Here is a 16,014-nt window from a genome sequence, read left to right as displayed (position 1 = left end):
CCATCTGCAGTTAGAGGGGAGTCAGACGCCGGCGACGTGGCGGACGGCGTCCAGGTATGGCATGTTGAGGGCGGCGTCGGCCACGGCGCGGACCGCAGGCTTGGCGTTGAAGGCCACTCCGATGCCGGCGGCGCCGAGCATGTCCAGGTCGTTGGCGCCGTCGCCCACCGCCACGGTGTGCTCAAGGGCGATCCCTTCGGCGGCAGCCCACTCCCGCAGGTACTTTTCCTTGGCCGCCCTGTCCACCACGGCGCCCAGCACCTTCCCGGTCAGCGCCCCGTCCACGATTTCCAGCTCGTTGGCCTGCCAGTAGTCCAGGCCCAGGTCGGCGGCGATCGGTTCGAGGATCTGGTTGAATCCCCCGGACACCACGGCAACGGCGTGGCCCGCGGCCTTGAACGCGGACACCAGCTGGTCGGCGCCTTCGCTGAGCTTCACTTCCTTGCGGACGGAATGGACGACGTCGGCAGGCAGCCCCGCGAGTACGGCCACACGGGCGTGGAGGCTTTGGGCGAAGTCCAACTCACCCCGCATCGCAGCTTCGGTTACTGCCGCGACCTCCTCCCGCTTGCCCGCATAGGCGGCCAGGAGCTCGATGACTTCCTGCTGGATCAGGGTGGAGTCCACGTCCATGATCAGCAGCTTGCGGCCCGCGGTGCGAAGGTCGGCGGGGACGATGGCAGTGTCAAGACCCTCCGTTGCAGCCTCCGCCACAGCCCGGCGCAGGGCGGCAAGCCTCGCAGCGGTCGCGTCGGGAAGGACCAGTTCAAGAACCTGGACCTGGTAGCGGTCGTCGCCGGACGCCGTTTCAGCCAGCACCTCGGCGCCCTGGGAGGCAAGGACGGAACGCAGCTGCTCCAACCCGGCGGAGGTCACATTCAGGCCATAGCTGACCGCAGTCACGTTCGAAGTCATGCCTGCAATCTTAGCCAGCGGTGAACGGGCGGCTTGAATTCATTGCGGGCCGCTGCCGCAAGGCCGTTAGGCACCCTTCACACCGGTTATCAGTCATCTTCTTTTTTGTCCTAGTGTCTACTCCTATGAGTGATGTTCTGGAACTGGACTCCGTCAGCGTTGTCCGAGGTAAGAAGACCCTGCTGGACAAGGTTGACTGGCAGGTCAACGAGGGTGAACGGTGGGTCATCCTCGGCCCCAACGGCGCCGGCAAAACCACCCTCCTCCAGATCGCGGCGGCCCGGCTCCACCCGAGCAGTGGCACGGCCGGCATCCTCGACGAAATCCTGGGCCGCGTTGACGTCTTCGAACTCCGGCCCCGCATCGGGCTCTCCTCCGCAGCCCTTGCCACCCAGATTCCCGAACACGAAAACGTCCTGAATGTCGTGGTTACGGCCGCCTACGGCGTCACGGGCCGTTGGCGGGAGGGCTACGAGCGCGACGACGAACGGCGCGCCTTCCGGCTGCTGAACGACTGGGGCATGGGCCCGCTGCTGAACAGGACCTTCGCCACCCTGTCCGAAGGCGAACGCAAGCGCGTCCAGATCGCCCGCGCCCTCATGACCGACCCGGAACTGCTTCTTTTGGACGAGCCGGGAGCCGGACTGGACCTGGGCGGCCGCGAAGAGCTGGTCCACAAGCTCGCCGAGCTTGCCCGGGACGAGGCCGCTCCGGCCATGGTCCTGGTCACGCACCACCTCGAGGAGGTCCCGCCGGGATTCACCCACGCCATGCTGCTGCGCGACGGCGGAGTGGTGGCTGCCGGACCCATCACCGAGGTCCTGACCGAAGAACACCTCAGCACCACCTTTGGACTGCCGCTTGCGGTGAGCGAGAACGCGGGACGCTACACCGCCACAGCACGCCGCTAGCAGAGGCCTGCGCAACTACCTTGGAATTCTTCAGCAGCATCATTGTGTTCATCGCCGGGCTGTGGGCCGGCACCATCAATGCGGTGGTGGGCTCCGGCACCCTGGTCACCTTCCCGGTGCTCATCGCCCTGGGCGTGGCCCCGGTGACGGCCTCCATGAGCAACGCCATGGGCCTGGTCTTCGGCACGGGCGCCGGGGCCTTCGGGTACCGGCGGGAACTGGCCGGCCGCGGACGGCAGGTCATGCGCCTGCTGCCGGCGTCTGTGCTGGGCGGCATCACGGGGGCATATCTGCTGCTTCACCTGCCCGAAAAGGTCTTCCACTACGTGGCCCCGGTCCTGCTGGTCCTGGCCATGCTGATGGTCGTGTTCCAGCCGCGGCTGCAGGACTGGGTCCGCAGGCGCGAGGCCGATCCGGCGCAGGCCGCCAAGGATAAACGCCACGGGATCCTCCTGGTGGTGCTGGTGTACCTGGCCGGCGTGTACGGAGGCTACTTTGTGGCAGCGCAGGGGATCCTGCTGGTGGGCATCCTGGGCGTGTTCCTCAAGGGCACCATCCAGAACGCCAACGCCATGAAGAACTTCCTGGTCCTCGGCGTGAATATGGTGGCAGCCATCTCCTACCTGCTGTTCGCCTTCGACCGGGTCAACTGGCTGGTGGTGCTCCTCATCGCTGTCAGTTCCACCATCGGCGGCCTCATGGGCGCAAAAGTGGGCCGCAAGCTGTCGCCCCGGGTCCTGCGTGCCGTGATCTTCAGCCTGGGCATCGTGGCCCTGGCCGTCATGATCGCCAACCTGCTGCAATAATCACCCGGTGACTTTCCACTACCTCGAATCCGCCGACGATCCCCGCGTCAGCGACTACACCACCCTGACTGACGTACACCTGCGGAAGCTCCGCGAACCGGCGGAAGGCATGTACATCGCCGAATCCTCACGGGTGCTGCGCCGGGCTCTGGCCGCCGGACACCAGCCACGGTCGTTCTTCCTCGCCGAAAAGTGGATGGCGGACCTCGACGACGTCTTCACGGCGTACCCCGACGTTCCGGCGTTCATCGGCTCGGCTGCCTTGCTGGAGGAAATCACCGGGTTTCACCTCCACCGCGGGGCTATGGCGGCGATGCAGCGACCCGCCCCGGTGCCGCTGCCGGACCTCCTGGCCGGGGCCCGCCGAGTGGCGGTGTTGGAGGACATCGTGGACCACACCAACGTGGGCGCCATCTTCCGCTCCGCAGCTGCGCTGGATATCGACGCCGTCCTGGTTTCCCCGAGGTGCGGCGATCCGCTTTACCGCCGCAGCGTCAGGGTCAGCATGGGCACGGTGTTCCAGGTTCCCTGGGCACGCCTGCACAACTGGCCCGGCGAGCTGCAGGTGCTGAAGGATCACGGTTTCACCGTTGCGGCGTTGGAGTTGACGCCGGATGCGGAGGACGTGGACGCCGTCGCGTCCCGCAACCTGGACAAGCTCGCCCTGGTGCTTGGCACCGAAGGCGCAGGCATGAGCCCGAAGACGCTTGCCGCCGTCGACCTCGCCGTCAAAATTCCCATGCGCAACGGCGTGGATTCGCTCAATGTGGCCGCCGCGTCCGCCGTAGCCTTTTGGGAACTCCGCGCGCGGACCTAGCGCAGGCTGCAGGGTTCGTCAGCCCCACTGGCATCGGCTATGATGGATAGCTGGTTGTCCTGCTTTTTCAGCTTCGGCTGATGCAACAGAGCCCAGCCATCCCATTCATACCTGGCAGCTGGCAAAATCCAGCTGCGCGAACAAAGGTCCCATTATGAAGTCTGATACCCACCCGAAGTACGAAGCTGTTGTCTTCAACGACCTGGCCTCCGGCACCAAGTTCCTGACCCGCTCCACCGTGTCTTCCTCCAAGACCATCGAGTGGGAAGACGGGAACACCTACCCGGTCATCGACGTCGAAATCTCTTCCGAGTCCCACCCGTTCTACACGGGCAAGCAGCGCATCATGGACTCTGCAGGCCGCGTCGAGCGCTTCAACGCTCGCTTCAAGGGCTTCGGCGGCAAGAAGTAATTCCTTCGCCCAAGCTTTCAACGGAAAGCCCGCACCGGAAACGGTGCGGGCTTTCCGCGTTAACGGGACGCTGCCTTCTTGGGGCAGGATGGGAAGCATGACTGAGTCAGCTTTCCCCGCCCGTGATGCCGCCGCCAAACAGCGCCTGCACGGCGAGTACAAGGTTCCGGGCGGCAAACTCGTGGTGGTGGACCTCGACGTCGTGGACGGCGCCCTTGCCAACGTCTCCGTCAGCGGCGACTTCTTCCTGGAACCGGACGAGGCACTGGCGGACATCAACCGCGCCCTCACCGGGCTCCCGGAGACCACCCCTGCCAAGGACCTCGCCGCTGCCGTCACCGCCGCGCTGCCGGCCGGGGCGGTGCTGTTCGGCTTCTCTGCTGATGCAGTGGCCGTCACCGTCCGCCGCGCCCTGGCCAAGGCCACCTCGTGGGGAGACCACGACTGGAACATCATCGCGCCCACCGTGCTGCCCACCGAAATCAACGTGGCCCTGGACGAGGTGCTCACGGAGGCTGTCGGCGCGGGCGAGCGCACCCCCACCCTGCGCTTCTGGGACTGGCAGGAGCCGTCGGTGGTCATCGGCAGCTTCCAGTCCGTGCAGAATGAGGTGGATCCCGACGGCGTGGCCAAGCATGGCATCAACGTGGTCCGGCGCATAAGCGGCGGGGGAGCGATGTTCATGGAGGCCGGCAACTGCATCACCTACTCGCTCTACCTGCCCCAGACCCTGGTGGACGGCCTGAGCTTCGCCGACTCCTACCCGTTCCTCGACGCCTGGGTCATGGCCGCGCTGGAAAAACTCGGCATCAACGCCTTCTACATCCCGCTCAATGACATCGCCACCGACCAGGGCAAGATCGGCGGAGCCGCCCAGAAGCGCCTGGCCAACGGCGGCATGCTGCACCACGTCACCATGAGCTACGACATCGACGCCGATAAAATGGTGGAGGTCCTCCGGATCGGCAAGGAGAAGCTCTCCGACAAGGGCACCCGCAGCGCCAAGAAGCGTGTGGACCCGCTGCGCCGCCAGACGGGCCTTGCCCGGATGGCCATCATCGAGGCGATGATCGAGGTGTTCAGCCAGCGCTACGGAGCTACGCCATCACAGCTGGCCGGACACGAGCTGGCAGCCGCAGAGGAACTGGTGGCAAGCAAGTTCGGCACGGAGGAGTGGCTCCACCGCGTCCCCTGAGTTCAGGTTCCGCAACCTTACCCGTACAGGGACGGCCCCGGTCGGTGCGCGGGGACTGTCCCTGCGCACCGAAGCCGGGCGTCAGTGCGCAGGCTGGTTCGGTGTCGATGAGTTCACGACGGCGGCCTGGGCCGTGAGTGCGCGCATCAGGTGGCTGCGCTGCTCGATGATGATGCGGCGCAGGGCATGCGGCGCGTCCAGGTTGGCGGCGAGCCACTCATCCGTCCGCTGGACCACCGGATGCTCTTCGGGACGGGTGCCCGCTGCCAGGTCCTGCGCCGCCGGGTAAAGGCCGCGGACAATCCGGCTGGCAATCTCGATGCTGCGCCCGGCCCACACCGTGCGCAGGCAGTCGAAGTAGGGCTCCACGTAAGGTTCCAGCAGAGCCGCCGGGGCGGTAACCAGGCCGCTGATGGTCGCCGTGAGGATCTGGTTGGAGAGCTCTGTCCCGTGGACTGCCGCGTCCCAGGCCGCGGCCTTGACGGCAGGGTCCGGCCGGGACGCCATGGCGGTGGCATGTCCTGCCCGGCCCGACGCGGTGGTGTCCCGGGCCAATTCAGCGTCCAGTTCCTCCGCGCCGGCCTGCCCATTGGCGGCAAGGGCATGCCACAGGTGCCAGCGGAGCTCGGCGTCCACTGCGAGCCCCTCCACGGCAGCACTGCCGTCCAACAGGCCGCGGAGGCGGGGGAGCATGCTCCCGTCATGCCGGCTCAGGGTGGCCAGGGTGCGGGCCCAGGCCAACTGCTGGTCCGAGCCAGGCGTGGCCCGGTCCAGTTCGGCAGCGGCCGCTGCCAGGAAGGCGGAACGCACCTCATCCCTGCTGTCCAGGGGCGTGTAGCGTTCGACGGCGGTCGTCGCGTTGTCGAGGACGTTCAGCAGGACGCCGATGCCGGTTTCGGCCGGGGCGAAGGCGGCCACGGCGTCCACGTACAGCGATGCGGGGCTTTCGCCGTCCCTGGCGGAGTTCCAGAGCGACGTCCAGCAAAGGGCGCGGGTCATGGGATCGGTAATCCTGTCCAGCGATGCACGGACCGTTGCCTCGGAGGCCGGGTCCAGCCGCACCTTGGCGTAGGTCAGGTCGTCATCGTTGACCAGCAGGAGCGCAGGCCTCGGCTGTCCGGCGAGCTGGGGGAGCTCCGTCCGGGCACCGGCTACATCGGTTTCGATGCTGCCCGTGCGCACCAGTGCGTCGTCGGCGTCAAAGTCGTAGGAACCAACGCGGAGGCGGTGCGGTCGCAGGTCCTCCCGTCCCGTGACCGGGTCCGTTGCTTCCTGGACGATGGCCACCCCGCCCAGCGTGCCGTCGTCGTCCGTTGTTGTGCCTTCCGCCGCATCTTCCGAACCGAAGTCCAAAGACAGCGTGGAAATCCCTGACGTCTGCAGCCACTGCCTGGCCCAGCCGGACAGCTCGCGCCCGGAGGCTGCATCCAGTGCGGCCAGCAGGTCGGCCAGCGAGGTGTTCCCGTAGGCGTGCTTCCGGAAGTACTCCCGGGAGCCGGCGATGAAGGCGTCAAACCCCACGTATGCCACCAGCTGCTTGAGGACCGAGGCGCCCTTGGCGTAGGTGATGCCGTCGAAGTTCTGCTTGGCCGCCTCGAGGTCCGGGATGTCCGCCACGATGGGGTGGGTGGTGGGCAGTTGGTCCTGCACGTAGGCCCAGGCCTTGCGTTTGTTGGCGAAGTTCACCCACGCCGTGTCCCAGTCCGTGGCCCGGTCAACGCCGAGCGTCCCCATGTAGTCGGCGAACGATTCCTTGAGCCATAGATCGTCCCACCACTGCATGGTCACCAGGTCCCCGAACCACATGTGGGCCATCTCGTGCAGCAGCGTGTTTGCCCGCGCCTGGTACTGGGCGTCGGTGGCCCGGGAGGTGAAGACGTAGCTTTCGGTGAAGGTGACCAGGCCCGGGTTCTCCATGGCGCCGAGGTTGTACTCGGGGACGAAGGCCTGATCGTACTTGCCCCAGGGGTACGGGTAGTCGAAGAGCCGGTTGAAGAAGTCCAGGCCCTTTTTGGTGAGATCGAAGAGGTGGTCCGTGTCAAAGGATCCGGCCATGGAGGCGCGGCAGTAGAGGGCCAACGGGACGTCGAGGCGGGTCCCGTCGTCGAGCGTTGCCTGCCAGCGGTCCTCGGCCTTGAAATATGGGCCGGCCAGGACGGTGGTGATGTAGGTGGACATGGGCAGGGTGGTGGCGAAGTCCCAGCAGGCGGTGGCGGGGTCGCTGGTGAGCAGTGTGCGGTTCGCCTCGGCGCCGTTGGAGGCCACCTGCCAGTCCGCGGGGGCCGTGACGTGGAACGTGTAGGTGGCCTTGAGGTCGGGCTGTTCAAAATTGGCGAAAACCCGTCGGGCATCGGCGGGTTCGTACTGGGTGTACAGGTAGCACTGGCCATCGGCGGGGTCCACGAACCGGTGCATGCCCTCGCCTGAGCGGCTGTACAGAGCCGTTCCGGTGACAGTCACCTGGTTTTCGGCCCGCAGGTTGTCCAGCCGGATCCGTGCCCCGTGCACCACGTCCTCCACCGGCAGTCCCTTGCCGTTGAGGAGCACGCTGTGCACGCTGCTGCCGATGAAGTCCAGGAACGTGCTGGAGCCGGGCTCTGCCGTGAAGGTGATGACGCTGCGGCTTGTGTAGCCCGGGACGGCCGGGTCAGCTGCCTGCCGTACATCCAGGGAGATGTCGTAGCTGGTGGTGCTGATCAGGGCTGAACGTTCGGCGGCTTCACGGCGCTGTAGATTCTCATTCGACACCCGGCTATCTAATCACGGGCTGTTGGGCTCGATTATCCGGCGATGAGGAATGCGGCCCCCAGGCCCAGCGCGGCAATCAGGAACCAGGAGGCCAGTGCCGCCAGGAGCGCCTGGCCACCCGTATGGAGGAGGCTGCGGATCCGCACCGCCGAGCCCAGTCCGAACAGCGCCGCGCCCAACAGGATGTCCTGCAGCGTGGCCCCGGCCTCAAGCCAGCCTCCGGGGAGCCAGCCCGTGGAGCGGAGCGCCACCATGGCGACGAATCCCACCACGAACAGCGGCACTACCGGCGGCATCTTCGCCGTGCTGCCCTCTGCGGCGCCAACGGACCGCGCAGCCCGCCGGTGGTGCGCGCCCGCCATGGCGGCAACCGGCGCCAGGAGCAGCACTCTGGTGAGTTTGACGACGACGGCGATCGCCAGGGCAGCGGTCCCGGCGGTTTGCGCCGTGGCCACCACTTGGCCCACATCGTGCACGGACGCGCCGGTCCAGGCGCCGAACACGGCCGCCGTCAGCCCCAGGGGATGGGCGACGAGGGGCAGGACACCAATGGCGAGCGTTCCGCAGAGGGTCACCAGGGCCACGGGCAGGACGGTTTCGGCGTGCCGGATCCGGCGGACGGCGGCCATGGCGCCGATGGCGGAAGCCCCGCAGATGGAGAACCCGGTGGCCACCAGGAGCGAGGTCACCGGCGGGAGGCGGAAGAGGCGCGAGATGGCGTACGTCCCGCCGAAACTGGCGGCCACCACCGCCACGATGAGCAGCAGCGACAGCCACCCCAAACCGAGGACGTCCATGACGCTGACCTTCAATCCCAGGAGGACAATGCCAGCGCGCATCAGGTGCTTGCCCGCGAAGTCCAACCCCGGCCGTGCCCGCCCTTCGGTCCATCCGGCGGCGCCGGGAAGGTTGGCGGCGAGCACCCCCAGCACCACGGCCAGGGTCATCGCGGGGAGTGCAGGCAGCAGTCCATGCACCAGGAATGCCGCGCCGACGGCGGCTGCCGCGGTCAGCAGGCCCGGCGCCAGCCGCAGCAGGAGGGGCCGGAAACGGCCATGGCCCGGCTCGGGGAGGCTTCTGCTGACTGGCACTCATCTACTGTGCCCGAAGAGGCCAGTAAAGTACGAACCGGGCCTTTTGCGTCAACACGCCACGATGGGTGGCTGTAAATGAATTCGAAACAAAAAGATGGTTGGCTATTGGACATGTCAGACCTATTCCAGGATTACTCCGAGGCCGCTGGCCGCACCGGGGCCTACGACGAGATGTTCGCCCCCGGGCAACAGGCCAGGGACTCGTACGGGCAGGTGGCCGAGGCACTCCGGAAGCTCTCCCTGGCGGACGTCAGCGCACGCGCGGACTCCATGGCCCGCACCTTCCTGGACCGCGGTGTCACGTTCGACTACGCGGGTGAGGAACGCCCCTTTCCGCTTGATATTGTGCCGCGGGTCATCCCCGCTGCCGAGTGGGATGTCCTGGAACGCGGCGTCGCCCAGCGGGTGCGCGCCCTGGAAGCCTTCCTGAACGATGTCTACGACAAGATGACGGTGGTGTCCGACGGCGTGATTCCACGCCAGTTGGTGACCACCAGCGCCCACTTCCACCGGCAGGTCCACGGTTTCGAGCCTGCGGGTGGGGTCCGGGTGCATATCTCCGGCATCGACGTTGTCCGCGACGCCGCGGGCACCTTCCGCGTCCTTGAGGACAACGTCCGCGTGCCCTCGGGCGTCAGCTATGTGCTGGAGAACCGGCGAGCCATGGCCAAGGGCCTGCCCGAAGCCTTTGGCCAGCAGCTCATCCGCCCGGTGGAGGAATACCCCCGCCGGCTGCTCTCTGCCCTGCGCAAAACCGCGCCGGCCGGGGTTGACGATCCCACCGTCGTCGTCCTGACTCCCGGCGTGTTCAACAGCGCCTACTTCGAGCACACTCTCCTGGCCGGCCTCATGGGCGTGGAGCTCGTGGAGGGCCGCGACCTGATCTGCCGCGGAAACCGCGTCTACATGCGGACCACCGCCGGCGAGCAGCGGGTGGACGTGATCTACAAGCGGATCGATGACGACTTCCTGGACCCGCTGCAGTTCCGCTCGGACTCCATGCTCGGCTGCCCCGGACTGGTCAACGCGGCCCGTGCCGGCGGTGTCACCATCGCCAATGCGGTGGGCAATGGCGTTGCCGACGACAAACTGGTTTACAGTTACGTGCCTGACCTGATCCGCTACTACCTCAGCGAGGAGCCCATTATCGCCAACGTGGACACCTACCGCCTCGAGGAGAAGGAAGCCCGGGAGTACACCTTGGACAACCTCGCGGAACTGGTGGTCAAACCCGTGGACGGCTCCGGCGGCAAGGGCCTGGTCATCGGCCCCGACGCCTCCAACGACGAACTGGACGCCCTCCGCCAGCGGATCATCGCCGACCCCCGCGGCTGGATCGCCCAGCCGGTCCTGCAGCTCTCCACGGTTCCCACCCTGGGCGGGGACAAGTTCGGCCCACGGCACGTGGACCTGCGGCCCTTCGCGGTGAACGACGGCGACAACGTCTGGGTGCTCCCGGGCGGGCTTACCCGCGTGGCCCTGAAGGAGGGTTCACTGATCGTGAACTCCAGCCAGGGCGGCGGGTCCAAGGACACTTGGGTCCTGGCCGATTCACCGCAGATGCCGGTGGAAACCGTGCCGCGGCAGTCCGTCACCCTCCGCGAGCGGGTCTCCGTCTGGCCGGTGGAGAGCAACTGGCGCGACCGCCAGTCGGAGCAGCAGCAGTGAGCGGGGCACTTGATCACGTTGCCGCCGTCGGGCATCTCTTTTCCAACGTTCCGGGCGCGCAGGAGGTAGCCGCGAATGCTTAGCCGAATTGCCGAGTCCCTTTTTTGGATCGGCCGCTACGTGGAGCGGGCGGATGGCACCGCCCGCATCCTCGACGTTCACCTGGAACGCCTGAACCACCTCCCCATGGAGGAGCGCAAGAGCGTGGCGCAGGAACTCCTGGCCGTCATGGGTGCCAGGCCGCAGAGCGAGGATTTCGGCCTGCCGGAACTACTGCACGCCCTGGCCTATGACAAGACCAGCGCCACCTCCATTGCCGGCTCCCTGGGTGCTGCCCGCGAAAACGCGCGCCGGGCCCGGGAGACCGTCTCCTCTGCACTGTGGGAGAGCCTGAACACCACCTACTACGGGCTGAGCCAGCACCGCAAGGACGTGGTGGGGACGTACCGGTTCTGCAACTGGACCCTGGAGCGCACCGCCATGGTAAGCGGCCTTGCCGATACCACGGTGAGCCACGACGAAAGCTGGCTCTTCCTGGTGCTGGGCCGCTCCCTGGAACGAGCGGACATGACGGCGCGGATGCTCTCTACCCGCGACGTGCTCTCCGCGGGCATGTCCTGGGTCAACATGCTCCGCTGCGCCGGCGCCTACGAATCCTTCCTCCGCACCCGCCGCGCGGCATTCGGCGACCAGCATGCTGCCGAATTCCTGCTCCTGGACCGGCTCTTTCCGCGGTCCATCGTCTATGCGCTGCGGGACGCCGACGAGTGCCTGGCAAAGCTTGATCCGTCCGCGCAGCGCGTCGGCTTCATCAACGATGCCCGCCGCATCGTGGGGCAGGCCCGGACCTTCCTGGAATTCCACCGGACGGACGACCTCATGTCCGAGCTGCCCGAACACATGGAGCGGGTGCAGAAGGCCGTGTCCCAGGCCTCGGACGCCATTTCCCGTAAGTACTTCAATCAGGCGGATGAACTTGCCTGGGTGGGAGAAGTGTCATGACCCGGTTGAGCATCGTCCACAGGACGGCCTACAAGTACAACAAGCGGGTGACCCTGTCCTACAACGAGGCCCGCATGACACCGCTGACCGATTCGCAGCAGGTGGTCCTGGAATCCGTGGTGAAGGTGGCCCCGTCGCAGGCGGCCGTGAGCACGTACCGGGACTACTGGGGGACGAGGGTCACGGCCTTCGACATGCAGATGCCGCACGAAAGCCTTGAGGTGGTCTCCAACATCACCGTGGAGGTGCACCGGGCGGAGAAGATTCCGGCTGAAGCCGACATCGTGGGCTGGGAGGACCTGAAGTCCCCGGAGACCCTGGACGCCTTCAGCGACTGGCTGCCGCAGTCCCGGTTGAGCGGCCCGGGCGACGAAGTGCTGGGCATCATTCCGGAGGTCGTGGCGGGGAAGAACCCGCACGAGGCCGCCATGGCCGTCTTTGCCTGGATGCGCGGGGAGATGACGTACATGTCCGGCTCCACGGCCGTCACCACCAACGCCGAGGAGGCCTGGGGCCAGCGCAAGGGCGTGTGCCAGGACCTTGCCCACCTGGCCATCGGCGCCCTGCGCAGCTGCGGCATTCCCGCGCGCTACGTTTCCGGCTACCTGCACCCGCGCTCCAGCGCCGGCATCGGCGAGACTGTTGCCGGGCAGTCACACGCCTGGCTCGAATGGTGGGACGGGGACTGGCGCAGCTGGGACCCCACCAACCACAAACCGGCCGGCGACTTCCACGTCACGGTGGCCAGGGGCCGCGACTACCGGGACGTGCCCCCGCTCAAGGGCATCCTGTCCGGGGGCGGCGGATCCGCCCTCAAAGTGAGCGTCGAAATCACCCAGCTCGCCTGATGCAAACGGGTTCCCCGGCCAGGAAGGCCGGGGAACCCGTTGTCGTGCATTTGCTGTTGACCGGCCGTGGGCCTATTCCTGCGACGCCTTTGCTGATCCGTTGATCTGGGTCCACCAGGTCATCGGATCGGTGACCTTGAAGCGGCGTCCCGTGACCGAGTCCGGAGTGATGCGGACAAAGGTGTCTTTCCGCCCAGCTTGCCAGGGGAAAAGGTACAGGCGGGAGGTTTCCAGCACTTCTTCGGTGCTCTTGACCAAGGCAGCAGTGCCCTTGACCACCACGCTCCACGCCAGGCCCGTGTCGGGGTCCACCCCGTCCGCCTCGACGGCAACGGCGGCCTCACCGCCGGTGGCTGCGGCCAGCTTGGTTCCCTGGGCGGTCCGGAAGACCAGCGTGCCGCCGTCCACTGTGTAGTTCACCGGGAAGATATCCGGACGCCCGTCCGCCAGCACCGCCAGCCTGCCCACGGACACCGTCCGCAGCATGGCCCAGCATTCGTGGTGTTCGAGGTTCTGCACTTGGGGAGATGACTCGTTGCTCATGCCGTGAGCATACCGCGCATCACCAAGGACTGGGCTTGTAATCCTTCAGGAAGACGCCGTACTGGTCCTCGCCCTTTTCCCCCATGACGATGGGATCGTAGACCCGGGCCGCGCCGTCCACCAGGTCCAGGGGCGCGTGGAAGCCTTCCTCCATCAGGCGGACCTTGGTGAAGTGCGGACGCTCGTCGGTGATCCAGCCCGTGTCCACCGCCGTCATCAGGATGCCATCCGTGTCCAGCATTTCCTGCGCACTGGTGCGGGTCATCATGTTCAACGCAGCCTTGGCCATGTTGGTGTGCGGGTGCCCCGGTCCCTTGTAGGCCCTGGAGAACTGGCCTTCCATGGCGGAGACGTTCACGATGTACTTCCGGCGCGCAGTGGAGCGCCGCATGGCGTCCCGGAGGCGGCTGACCAACAGGAACGGCGCGGTGACGTTGCAGAGCTGCACCTCGAGCATTTCGAGGGGATCCACCTCGTCCACCACCTGGGTCCAGCTGTTGATGGTGGCAAGGTCCGGAACCAGTCCGCCGGCGTCGATGGCTGTACCCGATGCGATCCTTTCCAGGGACGCGGACCCCGTGGAAAGCGCCAGCGAAGTTACGGCGTCGCCTGCCAGGACGGGATGTTCCGTGACGCTGCCGGCAATCGCCAGCGGGTGCTTGTCATGGGCGTGGCCGAAAGTCAGCAGCTCCGGGCCGCCGTTGGCGTGCTCCAGCGCCGCCGGGAGCGGTTCGTCCTCCGCATCCACCAGGGGCTTGTAGGCATTGCCGGACCGGCGCACGGTCTGGGCGGCGTTGTTGATGATGATGTCCAGCGGGCCGGCTTCATTGAGGGAATCGGTGAGGGCCATGACCTGGGCAGGATCACGCAGGTCGATGCCCACGATCCGGAGCCGGTGGAGCCACTCGCCACTGTCCTCCATGGCGGCGAAGCGCCGGGCCGCGTCCTTGGGGAACCGGGTGGTAATGGTGGTGTGCGCCCCATCGCGGAGCAGGCGCAGGGCGATGTACATCCCGATCTTGGCCCGGCCGCCGGTGAGCAGGGCCCGGCGGCCGCTGAGGTCAGTCCGGGCGTCCCGCTTGCTGTGGCTGAACGCGGCGCATTCGGGGCAAAGCTGGTGGTAGAACGCATCCACCTGCGTGTAGTGCTGCTTGCAGATGTAGCAGGGGCGGGACCTGATGAGATGGCCTGCGATCTTGCCGGTTGCGGACGGTTCCAGCTTGTTGCCGCGGGTCTCGTCATCGATCCGGTCCGGCGCGGCCGTGGCGGTCTGGGCGATGACTGCCCTGTCAGCCTCGGCGATCGAATCGCGCTTGGTGACCCTGCGGTGGCGCTTGACGGCTTTGAACATCTTGCCCGTCGCACGGCGCACCGCGAGGTAGTCCGGGTGCTCCTCGTCGTACGCGTGGATGGTGTTCAGGACCTTGAGGCAGGCCTGGATGTCCTCAGGGGTCAGATCGGGGGAGCTCATTAGGGAAATTTTACAGCGTACGCCGCAGGCCGGCGCACCAACCGTGGTACACCGGCCTGCTCGCTTGCTCTGCGGAAAGCAGGGGATTCCCGGGCGTCAGGAAAGCCTGCCGGTTGGTGCGGCCTCCGCGGCTGCGGCAGCATGCGTGCCGGCAACCTTGTCCGCAGCCTCGCGCATGTCGGGATACTGCTCCGCGGCGGCCCGGATGGCGCTGGGCAGGACGCTGACATGCTGCGCGGCAAGCTTCCGTTCTTCTTCGCCGGGCTCCGGGACCTCCTGGCCCTTGGACAGGACCGTAATTCCGGATTCGGTGACCTTGAACCCGCGCGCCCGGTCCAGGTCCGGGTCAAGTCCGATGGCAGCACCTGCGGGCACCTTGACGTTCTTGTCCAGGATGGCGCGGTTGATCACTGCCCCTTCACCCACCTGCACCTTGTCCATCAGGACCGAATCGATGACCCGGCCGCTGGTGGCCACGTAGACGTCGTTGGACAGCACCGAGCCTTCCACCACGCCTCCGGAAATCACCACGCCGTTGGCCACGATGGAGTCCAGCGCCGTGCCCACGGTGTTGTTCTTGCCGCGGACGAACTTGGCCGGCGGCGAAATGGTTTGCCGGGTGTAAATGGGCCACTCGGAGTTGTAGAGGTTGAAGACCGGCAGCGGCGAGATGAGGTCCATGTGGGCGTCATAGAAGGAGTCGATGGTGCCTACGTCGCGCCAGTAGGTGCGGTCGCGCTCGGTGGAGCCGGGGATCTCGTTGAGCGTGAAGTCGTACACGCCGGCCTCGCCGCGGTTGACGAAGTAGGGGATGATGTCCCCGCCCATGTCGTGCTTGGTGTCCAGGCGCTCAGCGTCCACGTGCAGCGCGGCCACCAGGGCGTCGGCGTCAAAGACGTAGTTGCCCATGGAGGCCAGGAACTGGGAGGGGTCCGCGGCAAGCCCGGGGGTGCTCGCGGGTTTTTCCACGAACGCAGCGATCTTCTGGGGATCGTCCTGGTCCGTTTCGATGACGCCGAACTGGTTGGCCATGTGCAGCGGCTGGCGGACGGCCGCCACGGTGGCCTTGGCGCCGCTGCGGACGTGCTGGTCCACCATTTGGGCGAAGTCCATGCGGTACACGTGGTCCGCGCCCACCACGACGACGATGTCGGGGTTGGCGTCATGGATCAGGTTCAGGGACTGGTAGATGGCGTTGGCGCTGCCCAGGAACCAGCTCTTGCCGACGCGCTGCTGTGCGGGGACGGAGGCGACGTAGTTGCCAAGCTGGGTGGACATACGCCATGCTTCGGAAATATGCCGGTCGAGGCTGTGGGATTTGTATTGGGTGAGGACCACAATCTGCAGGTAGCGCGAATTCACCAGGTTGGAAATCGCGAAATCGATAAGGCGGTAACTGCCGGCGAAGGGCACGGCGGGCTTGGCCCGGTCTGCCGTCAATGGCATCAGTCTGTTTCCCTCGCCACCTGCGAGGACAATGGCCAGGACTTTTTTGGTCAACGGCATGATGGTCGCTCCTGTACGCCTTCGTAACTCCCCAAGACAGTCCGGTATGCCCGGACTCCTTCACACTAGAACAGTTAT

14 protein-coding genes are annotated in these 16,014 nt (G+C 66.5%); 8 read left to right on the top strand and 6 right to left on the bottom strand.

What is annotated here, in order from left to right; translation table 11 throughout:
- Nucleotides 1-21 precede the first annotated feature (21 nt).
- Nucleotides 22-915, bottom strand: coding sequence for a phosphoserine phosphatase SerB (serB, locus tag ACFO0G_RS09800; protein WP_376977285.1), 894 nt, complete (start codon nt 913-915; stop codon nt 22-24).
- Between the two features lie 125 nt (nt 916-1,040).
- Between serB and ACFO0G_RS09795 the strand changes: the two genes are divergently transcribed.
- The 5 genes from ACFO0G_RS09795 to ACFO0G_RS09775 all read left to right on the top strand — a co-directional run bounded on the left by ACFO0G_RS09795 (nt 1,041) and on the right by ACFO0G_RS09775 (nt 5,056).
- On the top strand, nt 1,041-1,826 hold the full coding sequence (locus tag ACFO0G_RS09795) for an ABC transporter ATP-binding protein (RefSeq protein WP_286404092.1): 786 nt from the start codon (nt 1,041-1,043) through the stop codon (nt 1,824-1,826).
- A 20-nt stretch (nt 1,827-1,846) separates the two neighbouring features.
- Nucleotides 1,847-2,632: a sulfite exporter TauE/SafE family protein gene (locus ACFO0G_RS09790; protein ID WP_286404094.1), complete on the top strand. Its 786-nt coding sequence runs from the start codon at nt 1,847-1,849 to the stop codon at nt 2,630-2,632.
- Between the two features lie 7 nt (nt 2,633-2,639).
- Nucleotides 2,640-3,449, top strand: a complete 810-nt coding sequence (locus ACFO0G_RS09785; RefSeq protein WP_376977283.1) for a TrmH family RNA methyltransferase — start codon at nt 2,640-2,642, stop codon at nt 3,447-3,449.
- A gap of 154 nt (nt 3,450-3,603) precedes the next feature.
- Nucleotides 3,604-3,861 carry a type B 50S ribosomal protein L31 gene (locus ACFO0G_RS09780; protein WP_018761303.1) on the top strand — a complete coding sequence of 86 codons (258 nt, stop codon included), beginning with the start codon at nt 3,604-3,606 and terminating at the stop codon, nt 3,859-3,861.
- A 97-nt stretch (nt 3,862-3,958) separates the two neighbouring features.
- On the top strand, nt 3,959-5,056 hold the full coding sequence (locus tag ACFO0G_RS09775) for a lipoate--protein ligase family protein (protein WP_376977280.1): 1,098 nt from the start codon (nt 3,959-3,961) through the stop codon (nt 5,054-5,056).
- A gap of 81 nt (nt 5,057-5,137) precedes the next feature.
- On the opposite strand, the gene pepN is transcribed toward ACFO0G_RS09775, so the two are convergent.
- Nucleotides 5,138-7,804, bottom strand: a complete 2,667-nt coding sequence (pepN, locus tag ACFO0G_RS09770; protein WP_376977278.1) for an aminopeptidase N — start codon at nt 7,802-7,804, stop codon at nt 5,138-5,140.
- 32 nt (nt 7,805-7,836) lie between these two features.
- Nucleotides 7,837-8,895 (bottom strand): YeiH family protein, encoded by a 1,059-nt coding sequence (locus ACFO0G_RS09765; protein ID WP_376977276.1) that lies wholly within the window; start codon nt 8,893-8,895, stop codon nt 7,837-7,839.
- A 114-nt stretch (nt 8,896-9,009) separates the two neighbouring features.
- Here ACFO0G_RS09765 and ACFO0G_RS09760 point away from each other — a divergent pair, with 114 nt between their 5' ends.
- The 3 genes from ACFO0G_RS09760 (at nt 9,010) to ACFO0G_RS09750 (ending at nt 12,416) form a co-directional block, all read left to right on the top strand.
- Nucleotides 9,010-10,566 carry a circularly permuted type 2 ATP-grasp protein gene (locus ACFO0G_RS09760; protein WP_286404109.1) on the top strand — a complete coding sequence of 519 codons (1,557 nt, stop codon included), beginning with the start codon at nt 9,010-9,012 and terminating at the stop codon, nt 10,564-10,566.
- A 75-nt stretch (nt 10,567-10,641) separates the two neighbouring features.
- Nucleotides 10,642-11,568 carry an alpha-E domain-containing protein gene (locus ACFO0G_RS09755; RefSeq protein ID WP_142133862.1) on the top strand — a complete coding sequence of 309 codons (927 nt, stop codon included), beginning with the start codon at nt 10,642-10,644 and terminating at the stop codon, nt 11,566-11,568.
- The gene (locus ACFO0G_RS09750) at nt 11,565-12,416 is read left to right on the top strand and encodes a transglutaminase family protein (protein ID WP_286404112.1); all 852 of its coding nucleotides are present in this window, start codon (nt 11,565-11,567) and stop codon (nt 12,414-12,416) included. Before ACFO0G_RS09755 ends, ACFO0G_RS09750 begins: the two co-directional genes overlap by 4 nt.
- 72 nt (nt 12,417-12,488) lie before the next feature.
- On the opposite strand, the gene ACFO0G_RS09745 is transcribed toward ACFO0G_RS09750, so the two are convergent.
- The 3 genes from ACFO0G_RS09745 to glgC form a co-directional block, all read right to left on the bottom strand.
- The gene (locus ACFO0G_RS09745) at nt 12,489-12,959 is read right to left on the bottom strand and encodes a pyridoxamine 5'-phosphate oxidase family protein (RefSeq protein ID WP_286404115.1); all 471 of its coding nucleotides are present in this window, start codon (nt 12,957-12,959) and stop codon (nt 12,489-12,491) included.
- Nucleotides 12,960-12,978: 19 nt separating this feature from the next.
- Nucleotides 12,979-14,430, bottom strand: a complete 1,452-nt coding sequence (locus ACFO0G_RS09740; protein ID WP_376977273.1) for an SDR family NAD(P)-dependent oxidoreductase — start codon at nt 14,428-14,430, stop codon at nt 12,979-12,981.
- 96 nt (nt 14,431-14,526) lie between these two features.
- A complete protein-coding gene (gene glgC / locus ACFO0G_RS09735) occupies nt 14,527-15,936 on the bottom strand; it encodes a glucose-1-phosphate adenylyltransferase (protein WP_286404120.1) in 1,410 nt (469 codons plus the stop codon).
- Nucleotides 15,937-16,014: the final 78 nt, after the last annotated feature.

Origin of the sequence: Arthrobacter sedimenti (genome assembly GCF_042652025.1) — a bacterium.
In the GTDB taxonomy this organism is placed as follows: domain Bacteria; phylum Actinomycetota; class Actinomycetes; order Actinomycetales; family Micrococcaceae; genus Arthrobacter; species Arthrobacter sedimenti.
Note: the sequence above shows the minus strand (reverse complement) of the source record. Positions and strands in the feature narration are given on the sequence as shown.